General features: G+C 51.5%; 14 protein-coding genes and 2 tRNA genes. 9 read left to right on the forward strand and 7 right to left on the reverse strand.

Annotated elements, in window-relative coordinates; translation table 11 throughout:
- Positions 1-66: 66 nt before the first annotated feature.
- Together QMN38_RS01180 and QMN38_RS01185 are read right to left on the reverse strand one after the other, a co-directional pair.
- A complete protein-coding gene (locus QMN38_RS01180; RefSeq protein ID WP_323604308.1) occupies positions 67-489 on the reverse strand; it encodes a cupin domain-containing protein in 423 nt (140 codons plus the stop codon).
- Between the two features lie 57 nt (positions 490-546).
- The gene (locus QMN38_RS01185; RefSeq protein WP_323604309.1) at positions 547-1,224 is read right to left on the reverse strand and encodes a TetR/AcrR family transcriptional regulator; all 678 of its coding nucleotides are present in this window, start codon (positions 1,222-1,224) and stop codon (positions 547-549) included.
- 143 nt (positions 1,225-1,367) lie between these two features.
- On the opposite strand from QMN38_RS01185, the gene QMN38_RS01190 reads away from it, so the two are divergent.
- Positions 1,368-2,615 (forward strand): NADH:flavin oxidoreductase/NADH oxidase family protein, encoded by a 1,248-nt coding sequence (locus QMN38_RS01190; protein WP_323604310.1) that lies wholly within the window; start codon positions 1,368-1,370, stop codon positions 2,613-2,615.
- A 210-nt stretch (positions 2,616-2,825) separates the two neighbouring features.
- Here QMN38_RS01190 and QMN38_RS01195 read toward each other — a convergent pair whose 3' ends face one another.
- From QMN38_RS01195 to QMN38_RS26935, 4 genes are all read right to left on the reverse strand, one after another.
- Positions 2,826-4,085: a tyrosine-type recombinase/integrase gene (locus QMN38_RS01195; RefSeq protein ID WP_323604311.1), complete on the reverse strand. Its 1,260-nt coding sequence runs from the start codon at positions 4,083-4,085 to the stop codon at positions 2,826-2,828.
- A gap of 161 nt (positions 4,086-4,246) precedes the next feature.
- A tRNA-Asn gene (locus tag QMN38_RS01200) sits at positions 4,247-4,322 on the reverse strand.
- A 99-nt stretch (positions 4,323-4,421) separates the two neighbouring features.
- Positions 4,422-5,909 carry an EmmdR/YeeO family multidrug/toxin efflux MATE transporter gene (locus QMN38_RS01205; protein ID WP_323604312.1) on the reverse strand — a complete coding sequence of 496 codons (1,488 nt, stop codon included), beginning with the start codon at positions 5,907-5,909 and terminating at the stop codon, positions 4,422-4,424.
- Between the two features lie 46 nt (positions 5,910-5,955).
- Positions 5,956-6,063 carry a DUF5951 family protein gene (locus tag QMN38_RS26935; RefSeq protein ID WP_353655416.1) on the reverse strand — a complete coding sequence of 36 codons (108 nt, stop codon included), beginning with the start codon at positions 6,061-6,063 and terminating at the stop codon, positions 5,956-5,958.
- A gap of 6 nt (positions 6,064-6,069) precedes the next feature.
- Here QMN38_RS26935 and QMN38_RS01210 point away from each other — a divergent pair.
- A tRNA-Asn gene (locus tag QMN38_RS01210) sits at positions 6,070-6,145 on the forward strand.
- Positions 6,146-6,249: 104 nt separating this feature from the next.
- Here QMN38_RS01210 and fhuE read toward each other — a convergent pair.
- The gene (gene fhuE, locus QMN38_RS01215) at positions 6,250-8,436 is read right to left on the reverse strand and encodes a ferric-rhodotorulic acid/ferric-coprogen receptor FhuE (RefSeq protein ID WP_323604313.1); all 2,187 of its coding nucleotides are present in this window, start codon (positions 8,434-8,436) and stop codon (positions 6,250-6,252) included.
- 348 nt (positions 8,437-8,784) lie between these two features.
- On the opposite strand from fhuE, the gene hinT reads away from it, so the two are divergent.
- From hinT to ndh, 7 genes are all read left to right on the forward strand, one after another.
- Positions 8,785-9,144 carry a purine nucleoside phosphoramidase gene (hinT, locus tag QMN38_RS01220; RefSeq protein WP_005121105.1) on the forward strand — a complete coding sequence of 120 codons (360 nt, stop codon included), beginning with the start codon at positions 8,785-8,787 and terminating at the stop codon, positions 9,142-9,144.
- Between the two features lie 2 nt (positions 9,145-9,146).
- On the forward strand, positions 9,147-9,521 hold the full coding sequence (locus QMN38_RS01225; protein WP_137382959.1) for a YcfL family putative periplasmic lipoprotein: 375 nt from the start codon (positions 9,147-9,149) through the stop codon (positions 9,519-9,521).
- 22 nt (positions 9,522-9,543) lie between these two features.
- Positions 9,544-10,176 (forward strand): penicillin-binding protein activator LpoB, encoded by a 633-nt coding sequence (gene lpoB, locus QMN38_RS01230; RefSeq protein WP_202039715.1) that lies wholly within the window; start codon positions 9,544-9,546, stop codon positions 10,174-10,176.
- Positions 10,157-10,981, forward strand: coding sequence for a thiamine kinase (gene thiK, locus QMN38_RS01235; protein ID WP_323604314.1), 825 nt, complete (start codon positions 10,157-10,159; stop codon positions 10,979-10,981). Before lpoB ends, thiK begins: the two co-directional genes overlap by 20 nt.
- 10 nt (positions 10,982-10,991) lie before the next feature.
- Complete coding sequence (nagZ, locus tag QMN38_RS01240; protein WP_137382957.1) at positions 10,992-12,017, forward strand: beta-N-acetylhexosaminidase; 1,026 nt, start codon at positions 10,992-10,994, stop codon at positions 12,015-12,017.
- A gap of 21 nt (positions 12,018-12,038) precedes the next feature.
- Entirely contained in the window at positions 12,039-12,581 is a 543-nt protein-coding gene (gene ycfP / locus QMN38_RS01245; protein WP_061067733.1) for an alpha/beta hydrolase YcfP, read from the forward strand.
- 236 nt (positions 12,582-12,817) lie between these two features.
- The gene (gene ndh / locus QMN38_RS01250) at positions 12,818-14,122 is read left to right on the forward strand and encodes an NADH-quinone dehydrogenase (RefSeq protein WP_048211961.1); all 1,305 of its coding nucleotides are present in this window, start codon (positions 12,818-12,820) and stop codon (positions 14,120-14,122) included.
- The last annotated feature ends 22 nt before the right edge of the window (positions 14,123-14,144 follow it).

A 14,144-nucleotide genomic window follows, 5' to 3' on the forward strand; every position in this document is an offset into this window, starting at 1 on the left:
GGCCAGCGATGGCAACAGCCACCGTCAGATCAATCCGAGCCGATTAGTTTTGTGGTCAATCGAAATTTATCCCAGCGGCAACGAAGTATTAACGCTGTCCAGGAACTCAACTGTGCTGAAAACTAACTCGGTATCGCCGATGTTTTCAAGATCGTGCAGCAGGTACTCGCCTGCGCTAAAGGTGAAGTGCTTGTTGTCGCCCGCGGCGTAAGCAACGATTCGGGTTGTCCCATCTGAAGCGTGCTGTAGACTGCGGCCCGGCTCGATCGCGACCCAGAAGTAGTCCAGGACGTGCCGGTGAGCGGGCAAACGCTCGCCTGGTCTTAGCCGGATTTCCCACAACCGGACACGTTGGTTTTCGCTTAGCAGGCGGGCACCAACCTGGCCATTGAATACGTTGGTCTTAAACTCCTGCCGAAGCTCATCGTTCCAGCCCTCATAATCGGTGCCGATGAGCTCGCTTGTCAGTTCATTGCTGTTAGTTGACATCTACTTCGCTCCTTTCCAGTTGCGATGGTTCGCTGATACCGTGACGTGCCCGGCGGGCTACGCATCCGGATTTGCGCCCTCAATGAAATGTCCCGAGCGAAGAAGCTGGAGCATGTGTTGCGCAGCGTCTCGCGCTTGCTCGACAATCTCATCTTCTGAGGGCAGGCGTACCCCCAGTAGTGCTTCGTCGTAAATACGCGCCTTTAATAGCCCGGCAAATATCTGAGCCGCCGCGTTCCTGTCGTGAACCTGCCAGCCTTCATGGTCTGCCCAAATGTTGAGGTAGCCAGCGAACTTAGCATCGCGTCTTCCGGTCGTTTCCTGTAAATAGCGGCGGCCTAACTCAGGAAAGCGAAGCGCATCGCGGGTGACAACCCGATAGAGCGCCAACTGATCGCGGGACAAGACGTGGCGAAGGTATTCTTCTCCGATCATGGGAAACGCTACAGACGGCGCATCCTTGTACCAGCTTGGTGTGCTCTCCTCTCCGCTGGCATCAGCACCTGGCATATTGCCGCATGCGGCTTGCATAACCGCGCTGAATAAATCGTCCTTGCTCTCGAAATGCCGGTACAGCGTTTTAATAGATACCCCGGCATCGGCTGCAATCTGATTAACCGATGTTTCCGCATAGCCGGAACTTAAAAAGGCCGTGAGGGCAGCATCGACGATAAGAGCCTGCTTGCGTGCCATCAATGTCGCTTTGGGGTTGTCGGCTGACCACGTCTTCGCCATCTGTTTCTGTTCCTTCACTCTTGAGTTGACAAATCATACGACAGCGCTCATTGTCGTGTCAACGACAGTGATCACTGTCGTGTATCGTTATTTTCAGAACCAGATTGCCTGTCTGTGTGGCGATCAAGCTACCAGGAGTTTTTATGACTAACCCCCTTGCTCAATCTCTCGTTCTCCCGTGCGGCGCTAAGCTTCCCAATCGTCTCGCCAAGTCGGCGATGAGTGAAGGTCTGGCCGATTCGTTCAACCATTCCACACCTAAATTGGAAACGCTCTATCGACGTTGGGCTGGTTCCGGTGCCGGGCTTTTGCTCACTGGTAATATTCAGGTCGATCGTTGGCATCTGGAGCGTCCAGGAAATATCGTGATCGATGATACCAGCGGGCGCCACCAACTTGCCGATCTAGCCAGAGCCGGGACGTCGAAAGGCGCGCACTTCTGGGCTCAGCTTGGTCATACAGGACGCCAGGTCAGCGATATAATCAATCCCGCACCGCTCTCGTGTTCGGACGTAGAGATCGATGTGATCAGGAATGCGGGTTTCAGCTTTGCCAAACCCAGACCCATGAGCGAAGCGCAGATCCGTCATGCAATCGACCAATTTGCTTTTGCTGCCAGGGAAGTAAAGGATGCAGGCTTCACGGGGCTATCTCTGCATGCCGCGCACGGCTATCTCATTTCGCAGTTTCTGAGTCCGCTCTCCAACCGCCGAACTGATGAGTGGGGCGGCTCCCTGGAAAATCGGTCACGTTTTCTGTTTGAAGTCATCTCCGCGGTCCGCAGCGTGGTCGGACCGGCGTTCCCGATTGGTATCAAGCTTAACGCATCAGATTTTCAGCGTGGCGGCTTCACCAACGCCGAATGCATCGAGTTGGTGAAAATGCTCAATGACTCCAGCCTTGATCTATTGGAACTTTCAGGCGGTTCACTTGAACAACCCAAAGTGGTCGGTATTGCAGTCAAAGATGAAGGGGAGGATGGGGTGCTTGCCAGTAGTAGCGCTCGTGAAGCCTATTTTGTGGCCTTCGCCGGCGCGGTGCGCAACGTCGCTAAAATGCCAATAATGGTGACCGGTAACTTCCGCAGTGTCACGGGCATGCTCGAAGCACTCGAAGCGGGTGAACTTGATGTCATTGGTATAGGTCGTCCATTGATCGCTGATCCGGAAGCACCGAGTCGTCTGCTTGCTGGCGCAATCGAACGCCTTCCGTCCCCGGAAGCGAAATTGAACCTGTTCCACATCCTTCCCTGGAACAACATGCAGCTTGAACGGCTTGGTAACGGTCTCGACCCGGACCTCTCCATGAGTGGAGAAACGGCATCTGTCGCTTTCAGCGAATTAGAAGGCGGGATCATGGCTGCATTGCTTGCACAGCGCCAGATACTATGAATCATATTTTTATCCAGACGGAATCGTCTCCATCTAAGTTGAATGGATCCATGATATAAAAATTTACTATACCGTAAGTGTTCAGCGCTACAGTATTAGTGTGGCGAGCTATCATCGCTCTGTTGCGAAAGCGCTGGTTGACTTGTTTTTGTCGTTGGAATAGCTCATCTTACGCCGGGTTTGTACCCGGCGTTTTATCGGTTGTTGAATTTAACTATCCTTATTCTTTTCCCAACGATAAGGCGGGACATATGTGTTTTTGCATGTATGCAGATAATCCGACCACCATTGCATCATAGCTTTCCGGGCATACAGATGCTCTGCTTTATGGATATAAGCCGCACGTACTCCGTTGCGCTCCTGATGGCTCATTTGTCGCTCCACTGCATCCTGTGACCACAAACCGGATTCCATCAGGGCACTACAGGCCATTGTCCGAAAGCCATGGCCGCAGATATCATTTTTCGTACTATACCCCATCAAACGCAGCGCTTTGTTGACTGTATTTTCACACATTGGCTTATACGGATTATGGTCACCGGGAAACACCAGCTCCTGGTGGCCGGAAATTGCTTTAATCTGCTCTAAAATGGCGATGGCCTGCCGGGACAACGGTACGATATGTGGCGTACGCATTTTTGCTCCCCGTCCGGAGTAGCGAACACCAGGAAGAGCTTCGCGGGTGGCGGGAATGGTCCAGATTCGGTTTCTGAAATCAATCTCTGACCATCGGGCAAAACGCAGTTCACTGGAGCGGATAAACAGGTGAAGCGTCAGCAGAACGGCCAGACGGGTTAATTCCCGTCCCTGCTGATAGTCATCAATGCGTTCCAGCAGTTCCGGCAGACGCTCCAGTGGCAGGGCTGGGTAGTGGCGCGTAACGGGTGGGGCTGTCACGCCATCCAGATTCGCCGCCGGGTTGTTTTCTATTAACCCCTGATGCACGGCATAGCGCATGACGTTACAGAGATGCTGCCTCGTGCGGGACGCGACTTCCAGCAGACCTTTCGCCTCGATATCTTTCAGCAGATCGATGAAATGACGGGGTTTCAGTTCTGTTACCGGCAGATGACCAATTACCGGAAAGATATGATTTCTCATGCTGGCAAGCAGGCGGTCTGCAGTATTCTGCGACCACTTCTTATTATTTTTATGCCAGCCCAGTGCCACGGTCTCAAAGACTTTTTCCGGCGAGCGAGCTGCCCTTTCGGCGATACGTTGTTGGGCAGGGTTAATATTCTGCGCCAGCAGCTTGCGGATACCGTCGCGCTGTTGTCGTGCGCCAGACAGGGATACATGGGGATAAGCGCCTAAACCAAGACGGGATTCTTTACCGTTGATACGGTACTTGAGATACCAGAGACGTGAACCGCCTGGATTGATCAAAAGATACAAACCGTGTGAATCGGAGATTTTGAAAGGTTTATCAGAAGGCTTGAAACTGCGGATTTTCGTGTCGTTGAGAGACATATGGGGGTCACTCCATTATCGAACCAACCTGACCCCAAATCTGACCACCAATTTTTCCCGATGCAGAGGGAAAACTGAAAACGCATCGGGAAGATTTTTCACGCTAACTTATTGAATCTGAATCACATAAGAATTCGCAAAGAGGCATGAAAACAAGAAATTGGCTCCTCTGACTGGACTCGAACCAGTGACATACGGATTAACAGTCCGCCGTTCTACCGACTGAACTACAGAGGAATCGTGTGAACGGGGCGAATATTAGCGATGCCTGTCTGCGTTGTCAAAGCCTGAATGGATATTTGCGATCGTTTGCTGAAATATTCTTCATTTCGTCGCTTATTCAGACGCAGACGGTTGTTTTATACACTTTTCACGTTCAGGACGTGGGTATTTCCACAGCCAACGGCCTGTGACCATGCGCCAGTAAAATAACGCGGCCCGTACTGCCCAGTCGAAGAACATCCCCATCCAGACGCCTACGACACCCCATCCTAATACGATCCCGAGGGTGTAGCCGGCGACAACACGACAGCCCCACATCCCCAACATGGAGACCCACATAGCGAAACGGGCGTCACGTGCACCTTTAAATCCAGCAGGAAGAACCCATGATGCTGCCCATATCGGCATAAATGCCGCGTTCAGCCAAATCAGGATGACAATGACCTCTTTTACATCCTGATCGTGGGTATAAAACGAAGCCATCACGCCAGCAAACGGGGCGGTTAGCCAGGCGATGGCGGTTAATCCGATTGTGGAGAGCCAGAATACATGCCGCAGCTGGATTTCCGCTTGAGCAATCTGTCCATTTCCCAGACGTCTGCCGGTAATGATGGTAGACGCGGAACCTAAAGCGTTTCCCGGCAGGTTGATCAGTGCCGCTATCGAAAAGGCAATGAAGTTACCGGCAATGACGCTGGTACCCATACCTGAAACAAACATCTGCGTAAGTAACTTGCCACCGTTAAACAGGACGGACTCTATACTGGCAGGAATACCAATCCCCATGACCTCCCAGATGATGGCAAGATTCAGCGGTTTAAAATAGCTCTTCAGGGGAATGCGCAGCGCGGGGTTAAATCCAATCATCAGCACCCATACAATGGCGATGGCACCAATGTAACGTGAAATCGTCAACCCCAGACCTGCGCCGATGAATCCCAGCCCTTGCCAGGAAAAAATTCCGTAAATCAGGATGCTACTGATGATAATGTTCAGGATATTCATACCACCGTTAATCAATAACGGTATTTTGGTATTCCCGGCACCGCGCAGTGCTCCGCTGCCAATTAACGCGATTGCCGCAGCAGGGTAGCTAAGCACGGTTAATTCCAGATAGGTTAGCGCCAGCGCTTTTACATCAGGGGTGGCTTCTCCTGCAACGACATCAATAATCTGCTTACCGAAATAGTGAATCACCGCCGCCAGTACGACAGCAAATATCGTCATGATCACCAGTGATTGTCTGGCTGCGGCTCTGGCGCGTCGGCGATCGCGCTTTCCGAGACTAAAAGCAACCACCACCGTCGTGCCAAGGTCGATGGCGGCGAAAAATGCCATGATGACCATGTTGAAACTATCGGCAAGCCCGACGCCTGCCATCGCTTCTTTACCCAACCAACTCACCAGGAAGGTGCTCAGTACTCCCATCAAGAGTACACAGGTGTTTTCCAGAAAAATGGGGACAGCAAGCGGGGTAATTTCGCGCCAAAAGAGAACTTTATAACGCTTGCGTTTGGCATACCAGGGCGTGCGGGATGCGACCTGGCGTAAGGCTGCGGAGACGTTCAAAGTGGACCTTAATGAAGAAAGTTGAAACCTCATTTCAAATGATGAGGGAGAATCAAAAAAGCTGCAAAGTTTTTTCCATTTAAAATGTCTGTAAATGCAACAAACTGTCGAGAGAAGCATCAATTGATCCCCAATGTAGGAATTGGGGTTTGACAAAAGTTTTTTCGCCGCTAAGATAAGCCTCCACAACGATTCCTCTGTAGTTCAGTCGGTAGAACGGCGGACTGTTAATCCGTATGTCACTGGTTCGAGTCCAGTCAGAGGAGCCATATTTAAGAAGCCTGCTTAAGGAAACTTGAGCGGGCTTTTTGCTTTTTAGCTTTTCGGTAAATCCACCTGACATGCAGGTGGATACTTTACAGACTGGGTATTATCAGAACTGGTAGCTGGCGGTGAGGCTGACGTTACGCGGCTCACCATAGACGATAGAGCCTTCGACATTGGTATCGTAGGTTTTATCGAACAGGTTGTTGATGTTGCCCTGGATGGCGAAGTTCTTCGTTACCTGGTAGCGAGTGAATAAATCCACCAGCGCGTAGCTTCCCTGTTCTGCACGGAACGTGCCGTATGGCGTCACGGTATCGCTATACACGCGATTCTGCCAGTTAACTCCACCCCCCACGGTCAGTGCCGGCAGGGCAGGCAGGTTATAACGGGTGAACAATTTTACCGTAGTACGCGGCAGGTTCGGATTGACGGCATTGCCTTCGTTGTCATCCGCAACGTACCGCGTTGCACCGAAAGTCATCTGCCAGTTATCCGTGATCGCACCGTTTACTTCGAATTCAACGCCTTTGCTGACCGTTCCATCCATCGCTTTATAGGCGGTGTCGCCATTGCTACCGGCGATTGGTACGCCGGTTGATTGCGCCACGTTATCCTGCTCAATGCGGAATACAGCGAGGGTTGTGGTTAAACGGCTGTTCATCCAGTCTGATTTCAGACCAACCTCGTAGTTGTTGCCGGTAATCGGGGCGAGATATTTACCGGAACTGTCGCGTTTGTTTTGCGGCTGGAAGATAGAGGTATAGCTGGCGTAAGTGGACCAGTTATCATCGATGTCATAAACCAGACCCGCATAGGGCGTAGTGTGGTTTTGTTCCATGCTGTAGGTCAGGGTATCGATACGCCAGTTGGTATAACGCGCGCCGACGATCAAATGCAATGGGTCGGCCAGCGAAATGCGTGTCGCGGCATACAGCGATTTCATGTGCGTGGTATCGTCCTGGGCCAGCGATTGTGGATTCCAGTTGGTTTCCGGGAAGTTACCGTCGTAGGTATAGAAGCTACCTATTTCGTTAGGGAATACATTTGCCCACGAGCTTTCATAACGGTTATTTTGCTTGCTGTAACTGCCGCCCAGCATCAGGTTATGCTGACGACCAAACAGGTCGTAGCCACCATCGGCAAAGAGATCGACGGCATCGACTTTACGTTTTCCGCTGTTCCAGCCTGTTCCACCAACGTAATCATAGCCCGGTCCATAGTTGCCATAGGGACCAATCAGTGTGCCGTCAGCTTTATTAACGTAAGCGTCGACGTACATCATCTTGCTGTCGAACTTGACCTCGGAGTGTGTGGCATTCAGGGTTGTTTGCCAGGTATCCGCGAAACGCTGTTTGAGTGTCACGAAGACCTTGTTGATGTCCTTGTCATTGTAGGTCCAGTCCGGCGAGGTGCTGCGCGAGCGGTCGTAGCTGTTTTTGCTGCCATCGGTATTCCAGCGTGGCAAGCCGCCCCAGGTTGGACTGTTGATATCAATACGCTGGTATTCGTAACCTGCCGACAGGCTGGTGGTGTCGCCCAGATCGGCATCGACAATCCCCGAGAAAAACATTTTTTCATTGTTGTAGCGGTCAAGCCAGGAATCGTTATTTTGATAACCTGCCACGATGCGAGCGCGCACGTTGCCGTCTGCCGTCAATGGGCTTTGCAAATCCGTCACATAGCGTTGCTTATTCCAACTGCCGTATTCCGCGGAGACATTCCCCGTGAACTCGCGGCTGGTTGCATGTTTACGGATCATGTTAATCGATGCCGAAGGATTCCCCGTGCCGGTCATTAACCCGTTTGCACCACGAACCACTTCTACACGTTCAAACAAAGCCGTGTCAGAAAGGGCATCGCCGAGATTCCAACGGGATTCAAAATAGGTCGGGATCCCATCGACCATGTAGTTATCGATCTGGAATCCGCGAGAGAAATAGCTGCTGCGGTCAGAGTCCGCCTGGCTTTTGTTGATCCCCAGTGTATTGTCCATCACATCGCCCAGTGTCTGGAGCTGCTGATCTTCCATACGCTGTTGGCTGACGATGCTGACGGATTGCGGGATATCTCGCTGTGTCATCTGCATTTTTGTGCCTGCGGATGTCGATTTAACGCTGTAATCCTGCTCATCACTGGATGTGGCGGAGGCTGAACCATCAACGATCACCGTCTCTTCTGCGGAGGCGGCGAGGCTGGTACAAGGCAATAACGCAGCCGCGATGCAGGCAGTCAGGAGGGATGGGACAATGGCAGAACGATGCTGTTCGTCCCTATAGTGTGTTGTGAAAGACATCGGAAAGTCCTTGATAATTATTAATATTAAGTTCGAATCACGTGAGTGCGTAATGAACCCTTTGGCTGTTAATTATTTTTCTTGCATGAGAATGCAAATGCGAAATATACGCATTCACATTCAATGTGTAAACAAATGCTACGCATAAATGAAATATTGTTTCAGTACTATGTCTGAGCCATAGCGCCGGGAAATGGTTATAAGAACAGCACTGGCAGGGCTTTTTGCTTAAAAAATCGAGGGTTAAAGTTGAAAGAGCGTGAGTAACTCGCTCATACTCTATACTCGCAGAGTCACCCGGCGTAGCATGACACAACGCATGGGCTCTTAATGAAAAAGGAAAACGTCGTGGCAGAAGAAACTATATTCAGCAAAATTATTCGTCGTGAAATTCCGTCGGACATCGTATACCAGGATGAGCTGGTCACTGCGTTTCGTGATATTTCACCTCAGGCACCAACGCATATTCTGATCATCCCTAACGTTTTAATCCCAACCGTCAACGATGTGACGGCAGAGCATGAGCAGGCGCTGGGACGAATGATCACAGTGGCGGCGAAAATCGCTGAGCAGGAAGGCATTGCCGAAGATGGATACCGTTTGATTATGAATACCAACCGTCACGGCGGTCAGGAGGTGTATCACATTCATATGCATCTGCTGGGTGGACGTGCGCTTGGTCCAATGCTCGCGCATAAAGGTCTTTAATAATGACCAGAGGATGCATTGCGCTTACGTTGGGTCTGCTGTTGCTGGCTGGCTGCCGTTCACACCCGGAAATTCCGGTCAGTGATGAACAGTCTCTGGTGATGGAATCAACAATACTGGCGGCGGGTATCACCGCAGAGCCGCCTGAGTTAACAACGTCTGATATTCAGGCCTCTGCATCCTCACGACTCTATAACGAAAGACAAGAACCTGTCACCGTTCATTATCGGTTTTACTGGTATGACGCCAGAGGGCTGGAGATGCACCCTCTGGAAGCGCCACGCAGCATCACTATTCCGGCTCGTTCGTCGGTAACGCTGTACGGCAGCGCCAATTATCTGGGGGCGCACAAGGTTAGGCTTTATCTTTATTTGTAAGGGGTGAATCTTGAAGATCAAAATGAATCGCTACGCATTGATTGCCGCGCTGGCGATGTTTCTCTCTGGTTGTGTGGTTCAACGTGAGCCAGCGCCAGTAGAGGAAGTGAAGCCGGTGCCGGAACAACCCGTACAACCGCAACAGCCAGTTCCGGTTGTACCAACGGTGCCAACCATACCGCAGCAGCCGGGGCCGATTGAACACGAGGACCAAACGGCGCAGCCAACTCCACGTCAGCGTCATTATGACTGGAACGGGGCAATGCAGCCGATGGTCGGCAAAATGCTGCAGGCTGAGGGTGTGAAAGCTGGGGGCGTATTGCTGGTTGATAGCGTAAATAACCGTACCAACGGCTCGTTAAACGCGGGTGAAGCCACCGAGACTTTGCGAAATGCACTGGCGAATAATGGTAAATTTACCCTGGTTTCTGCGCAGCAGTTGGCAGTAGCCAAGCAGCAGTTAGGTCTGTCGCCGAACGACAGCCTGGGAACACGCAGCAAAGCGATTGGTATTGCCCGTAACGTTGGCGCTCAGTATGTGCTCTATTCCAGCGCTTCTGGTAACGTCAATTCACCTGCTCTGCAAATGCAATTAATGCTGGTACAAACTGGCGAGATAATCTGGTCAGGTAAAGGTGCCGTTCAGCAACAATAACAGACTGACGCGCGATGAAGTTCTGTCGCGCTATTTCCCGCAGTATCATCCCGTCGTCTCCAGCCAAAGCGGTTTGAGCGGCGGGAGCTGCATCATCGAACATCAAGCCCACCGTTTAGTGCTGCGCTGTCATCACGATCCTTACGCGCCAGAATCGCATTTTCTACGTCAGTATCACGCGTTAAAACATCTGCCTGAGAATCTTGCCCCCAGACCCCGTTTTTATACACGGGGATGGATGGCAGTCGATTTTTTTTACGGTAAGGTAGAATCCAGATTACCGGAAGCCGACGAACTCGCAGGCTTGCTGTATTATTTGCATCAGCAACCCCGTCTGGGCTGGCGAATCAACCTGTTGCCACTGCTCGAACAGTACTGGCAGTGTAGCGATCCGGCGCGCCGAACGCCGCGCTGGTTGCAACTGCTAAAGCGACTAAGAACCAAAGGTGAGCCGCATCCCTTACGTTTGGGACCATTGCATATGGATGTTCACGGCGACAATATTGTACGCACGGCGTCGGGACTGCGGTTAATCGACTGGGAATACGCCGGAGACGGTGATATTGCTCTTGAACTCGCGGCAGTGTGGGCCGCGGATGAATCCCAGCACCGACAGTTGGTCGATGCCTATGCCAAACATGCGCATATTGAACCCGATGCCCTGTGGCGGCAGGTCAGACGTTGGCAGCTGTGGGTGATGATGCTGAAGGTGGGATGGTTTGAGTATCGCTGGCAACAAACCGGCGATCGGCAATTTATCAGGCTGGCCGATGAAACCTGGCGGCAGCTAACAATAAAAGGATAAGGAGAGCAGTGTGGGCCCAGTAATGTTGGATGTCGAAGGGTATGAGCTGGACGCTGAAGAGCGTGAGATTCTGGCGCATCCACTGGTAGGCGGGTTAATCCTCTTTACCCGAAATTATCATGACCCGGAACAGCTACGTGAACTGGTTCGCCAGATCCGTGCCGCGTCGCGCAATCATCTGGTAGTGGCAGTGGATCAGGAAGGGGGACGCGTCCAGCGCTTTCGTGAAGGTTTTACCCGTCTGCCTGCGGCGCAATCTTTTGCTGCACTGCATGGGCTGGAAGAGGGGGGCAAACTGGCTCAGGAAGCTGGATGGCTGATGGCCAGTGAAATGATCGCAATGGATATTGATATTAGCTTTGCGCCCGTTCTGGATGTGGGACATATCAGTGCTGCGATTGGTGAACGTTCTTATCATGCCGAACCCGCGAAAGCGTTGGCGATGGCAACCCGCTTTATTGATGGCATGCATGCGGCTGGAATGAAAACGACCGGTAAACACTTCCCAGGACATGGTGCAGTGACGGCGGATTCGCATAAAGAAACGCCAACCGATCCGCGTCCGGAAGCCGAGATCCGTGCGAAAGATATGTCGGTATTCCAGACGTTAATCACTGAAAACAAACTGGATGCAATTATGCCGGCGCACGTTATTTACAGTGATGTAGACCCGCGACCCGCGAGCGGCTCACCCCACTGGCTGAAAACAGTGCTTCGCCAGGAGCTCGGTTTCGATGGCGTGATTTTCTCCGACGATTTGTCGATGGAAGGCGCAGCAATTATGGGGAGCTACGCAGAGCGCGGGCAGGCATCACTGGATGCAGGTTGCGATATGATCCTGGTCTGCAATAATCGTAAGGGTGCGGTCAGTGTTTTAGATAATCTGTCGCCGATCAATGCAGAACGTGTTACACGTTTGTATCATAAAGGTTCATTTTCACGTCAGGAACTGATGGACTCGGCTCGCTGGAAGACAGTAAGCGCCCAGCTCAACCAGCTTCATGAGCGTTGGCAGGAAGAGAAAGCAGGTCATTAACGCAAGTTTGGCGAGGATGCGATGATTATCTATTTACACGGTTTTGACTCTAACAGTCCGGGCAACCACGAGAAAGTATTGCAACTGCAATTCATTGACCCGGATGTCAGGCTGATTAGCTACAGTACGCGGCATCCTAAACATGATATGCAGCATCTGCTGAAAGAAGTGGACAAAATGTTGCAGCTTAATGTGGATGATCGACCATTGATTTGCGGCGTTGGGTTGGGAGGGTATTGGGCTGAGCGGATTGGTTTCCTGTGTGATATTCGTCAGGTGGTGTTTAACCCTAACCTGTTTCCGTATGAGAATATGGAAGGGAAAATCGACAGGCCGGAAGAGTATGCTGATATCGCTACAAAATGTGTGACCAACTTCCGCGAGAAGAATCGCGATCGCTGCCTGGTTATTCTGTCACGCCATGATGAAGCCCTGAACAGCCAGCGTTCGTCGGAGGAACTGCATCATTACTATGAAATTGTATGGGATGAAGAACAAACCCATAAATTCAAAAACATCTCCCCGCATTTGCAGCGAATCAAAGCGTTCAAGACGCTGGGTTAATCTCCAATGAACGTTTAAAAAACCAGCCTTCGGGCTGGTTTTTTTGTCCTAAAAGTTTGCGTTGTCTATCTTTTCAGCATCAAAACTTGATACATATCAATTTTGGTATGACCAATGCACCGTTCGTGTTATTCTCAGTCTCGAAGAACATTTTCATTGTCGTAACTTGTTGTTAATTAAAGGCTATGCGCATAACTTTTAATTAACAATTGGTTAATAAATTTGAGGGGGTCACGTTGACTACACCATTGAAAAGGATCGTGATTGTCGGCGGCGGTGCTGGCGGACTGGAAATGGCGACGCAGTTGGGTAAAAAACTGGGTCGTAAGAAAAAGGCAAAAATCACGCTGGTAGACAGAAACCACAGCCACCTGTGGAAACCGTTGCTGCACGAAGTGGCAACAGGATCGCTGGATGAAGGTGTTGATGCGCTGAGCTATTTGGCGCATGCCCGTAACCACGGGTTCCAGTTCCAGTTGGGGTCGGTGATGGATATCGATCGTGAAGCGAAGACTATCACGATTGCTGAGCTGCGAGATGAGAAGGGCGATCTGCTGGTCCCCGAGCGTAAAGTGCCGTATGACACGCTGGTGATGGCGCTGGGCAGTACGTCCAACGATTTCAACACGCCAGGCGTCAAAGAAAACTGTATTTTCCTCGATAACCCGCACCAGGCGCGTCGCTTCCACCAGGAAATGCTGAATCTGTTCCTGAAGTATTCCGCAAATCTGGGCGCGAACGGCAAAGTCAATATTGCCATCGTCGGTGGTGGTGCAACGGGGGTAGAACTCTCCGCTGAGCTGCACAATGCGGTAAAACAGTTGCACAGCTATGGTTATAAAGGGCTGACCAACGAAGCGCTGAACGTCACACTGGTGGAAGCCGGGGAACGTATTCTGCCAGCGTTGCCGCCACGGATCTCCAGTGCTGCGCATAACGAGTTAACTAAACTGGGCGTACGTGTACTGACTCAGACGATGGTAACCAGCGCTGACGAAGGTGGGTTGCATACCAAAGATGGCGAGTACATCAAAGCCGATCTGATGGTGTGGGCAGCAGGTATCAAAGCGCCAGACTTTATGAAAGAAATTGGTGGTCTTGAAACCAACCGTATCAACCAGTTGGTGGTTGAACCGACCCTGCAGACGTCGCGTGATCCGGACATCTATGCGATTGGTGACTGTGCTTCCTGTGCGCGTCCGGAAGGGGGTTTTGTGCCGCCGCGTGCCCAGGCTGCGCACCAGATGGCATCCTGCGCGATGAACAACATTCTGGCACAGATGAACGGTAAACCGCTGAAAGCGTATCAGTATAAAGATCACGGTTCTCTGGTTTCTCTCTCCAACTTCTCTACTGTGGGTAGCCTGATGGGGAACCTGACGCGTGGCTCAATGATGGTGGAAGGGCGTATTGCGCGCTTTGTCTACATTTCACTGTACCGTATGCACCAGATTGCGCTGCACGGTTACTTCAAAACCGGCCTGATGATGTTGGTTGGCAGCATCAACCGTGTGATTCGTCCGCGTCTTAAACTGCACTAATACTGGCTTGTAATGCCGGATG

Origin of the sequence: Citrobacter sp. R-1.5.2 (genome assembly GCF_035064245.1) — a bacterium.
Classification (GTDB): domain Bacteria; phylum Pseudomonadota; class Gammaproteobacteria; order Enterobacterales; family Enterobacteriaceae; genus Citrobacter.

Bases quoted from the DNA above. Each gene is read 5' to 3' on its own strand.
- ycfP (WP_061067733.1), top strand. From the start codon at position 12,039: ATGATTATCTATTTACACGGTTTTGACTCTAACAGTCCGGGCAACCAC.
- QMN38_RS01225 (WP_137382959.1), top strand. From the start codon at position 9,147: ATGACCAGAGGATGCATTGCGCTTACGTTGGGTCTGCTGTTGCTGGCT.
- QMN38_RS01205 (WP_323604312.1), bottom strand. From the start codon at position 5,909: ATGAGGTTTCAACTTTCTTCATTAAGGTCCACTTTGAACGTCTCCGCA.
- QMN38_RS01195 (WP_323604311.1), bottom strand. From the start codon at position 4,085: ATGTCTCTCAACGACACGAAAATCCGCAGTTTCAAGCCTTCTGATAAA.
- lpoB (WP_202039715.1), top strand. From the start codon at position 9,544: ATGAATCGCTACGCATTGATTGCCGCGCTGGCGATGTTTCTCTCTGGT.
- QMN38_RS01185 (WP_323604309.1), bottom strand. From the start codon at position 1,224: ATGGCGAAGACGTGGTCAGCCGACAACCCCAAAGCGACATTGATGGCA.
- fhuE (WP_323604313.1), bottom strand. From the start codon at position 8,436: ATGTCTTTCACAACACACTATAGGGACGAACAGCATCGTTCTGCCATT.
- QMN38_RS01180 (WP_323604308.1), bottom strand. From the start codon at position 489: ATGTCAACTAACAGCAATGAACTGACAAGCGAGCTCATCGGCACCGAT.
- QMN38_RS01190 (WP_323604310.1), top strand. From the start codon at position 1,368: ATGACTAACCCCCTTGCTCAATCTCTCGTTCTCCCGTGCGGCGCTAAG.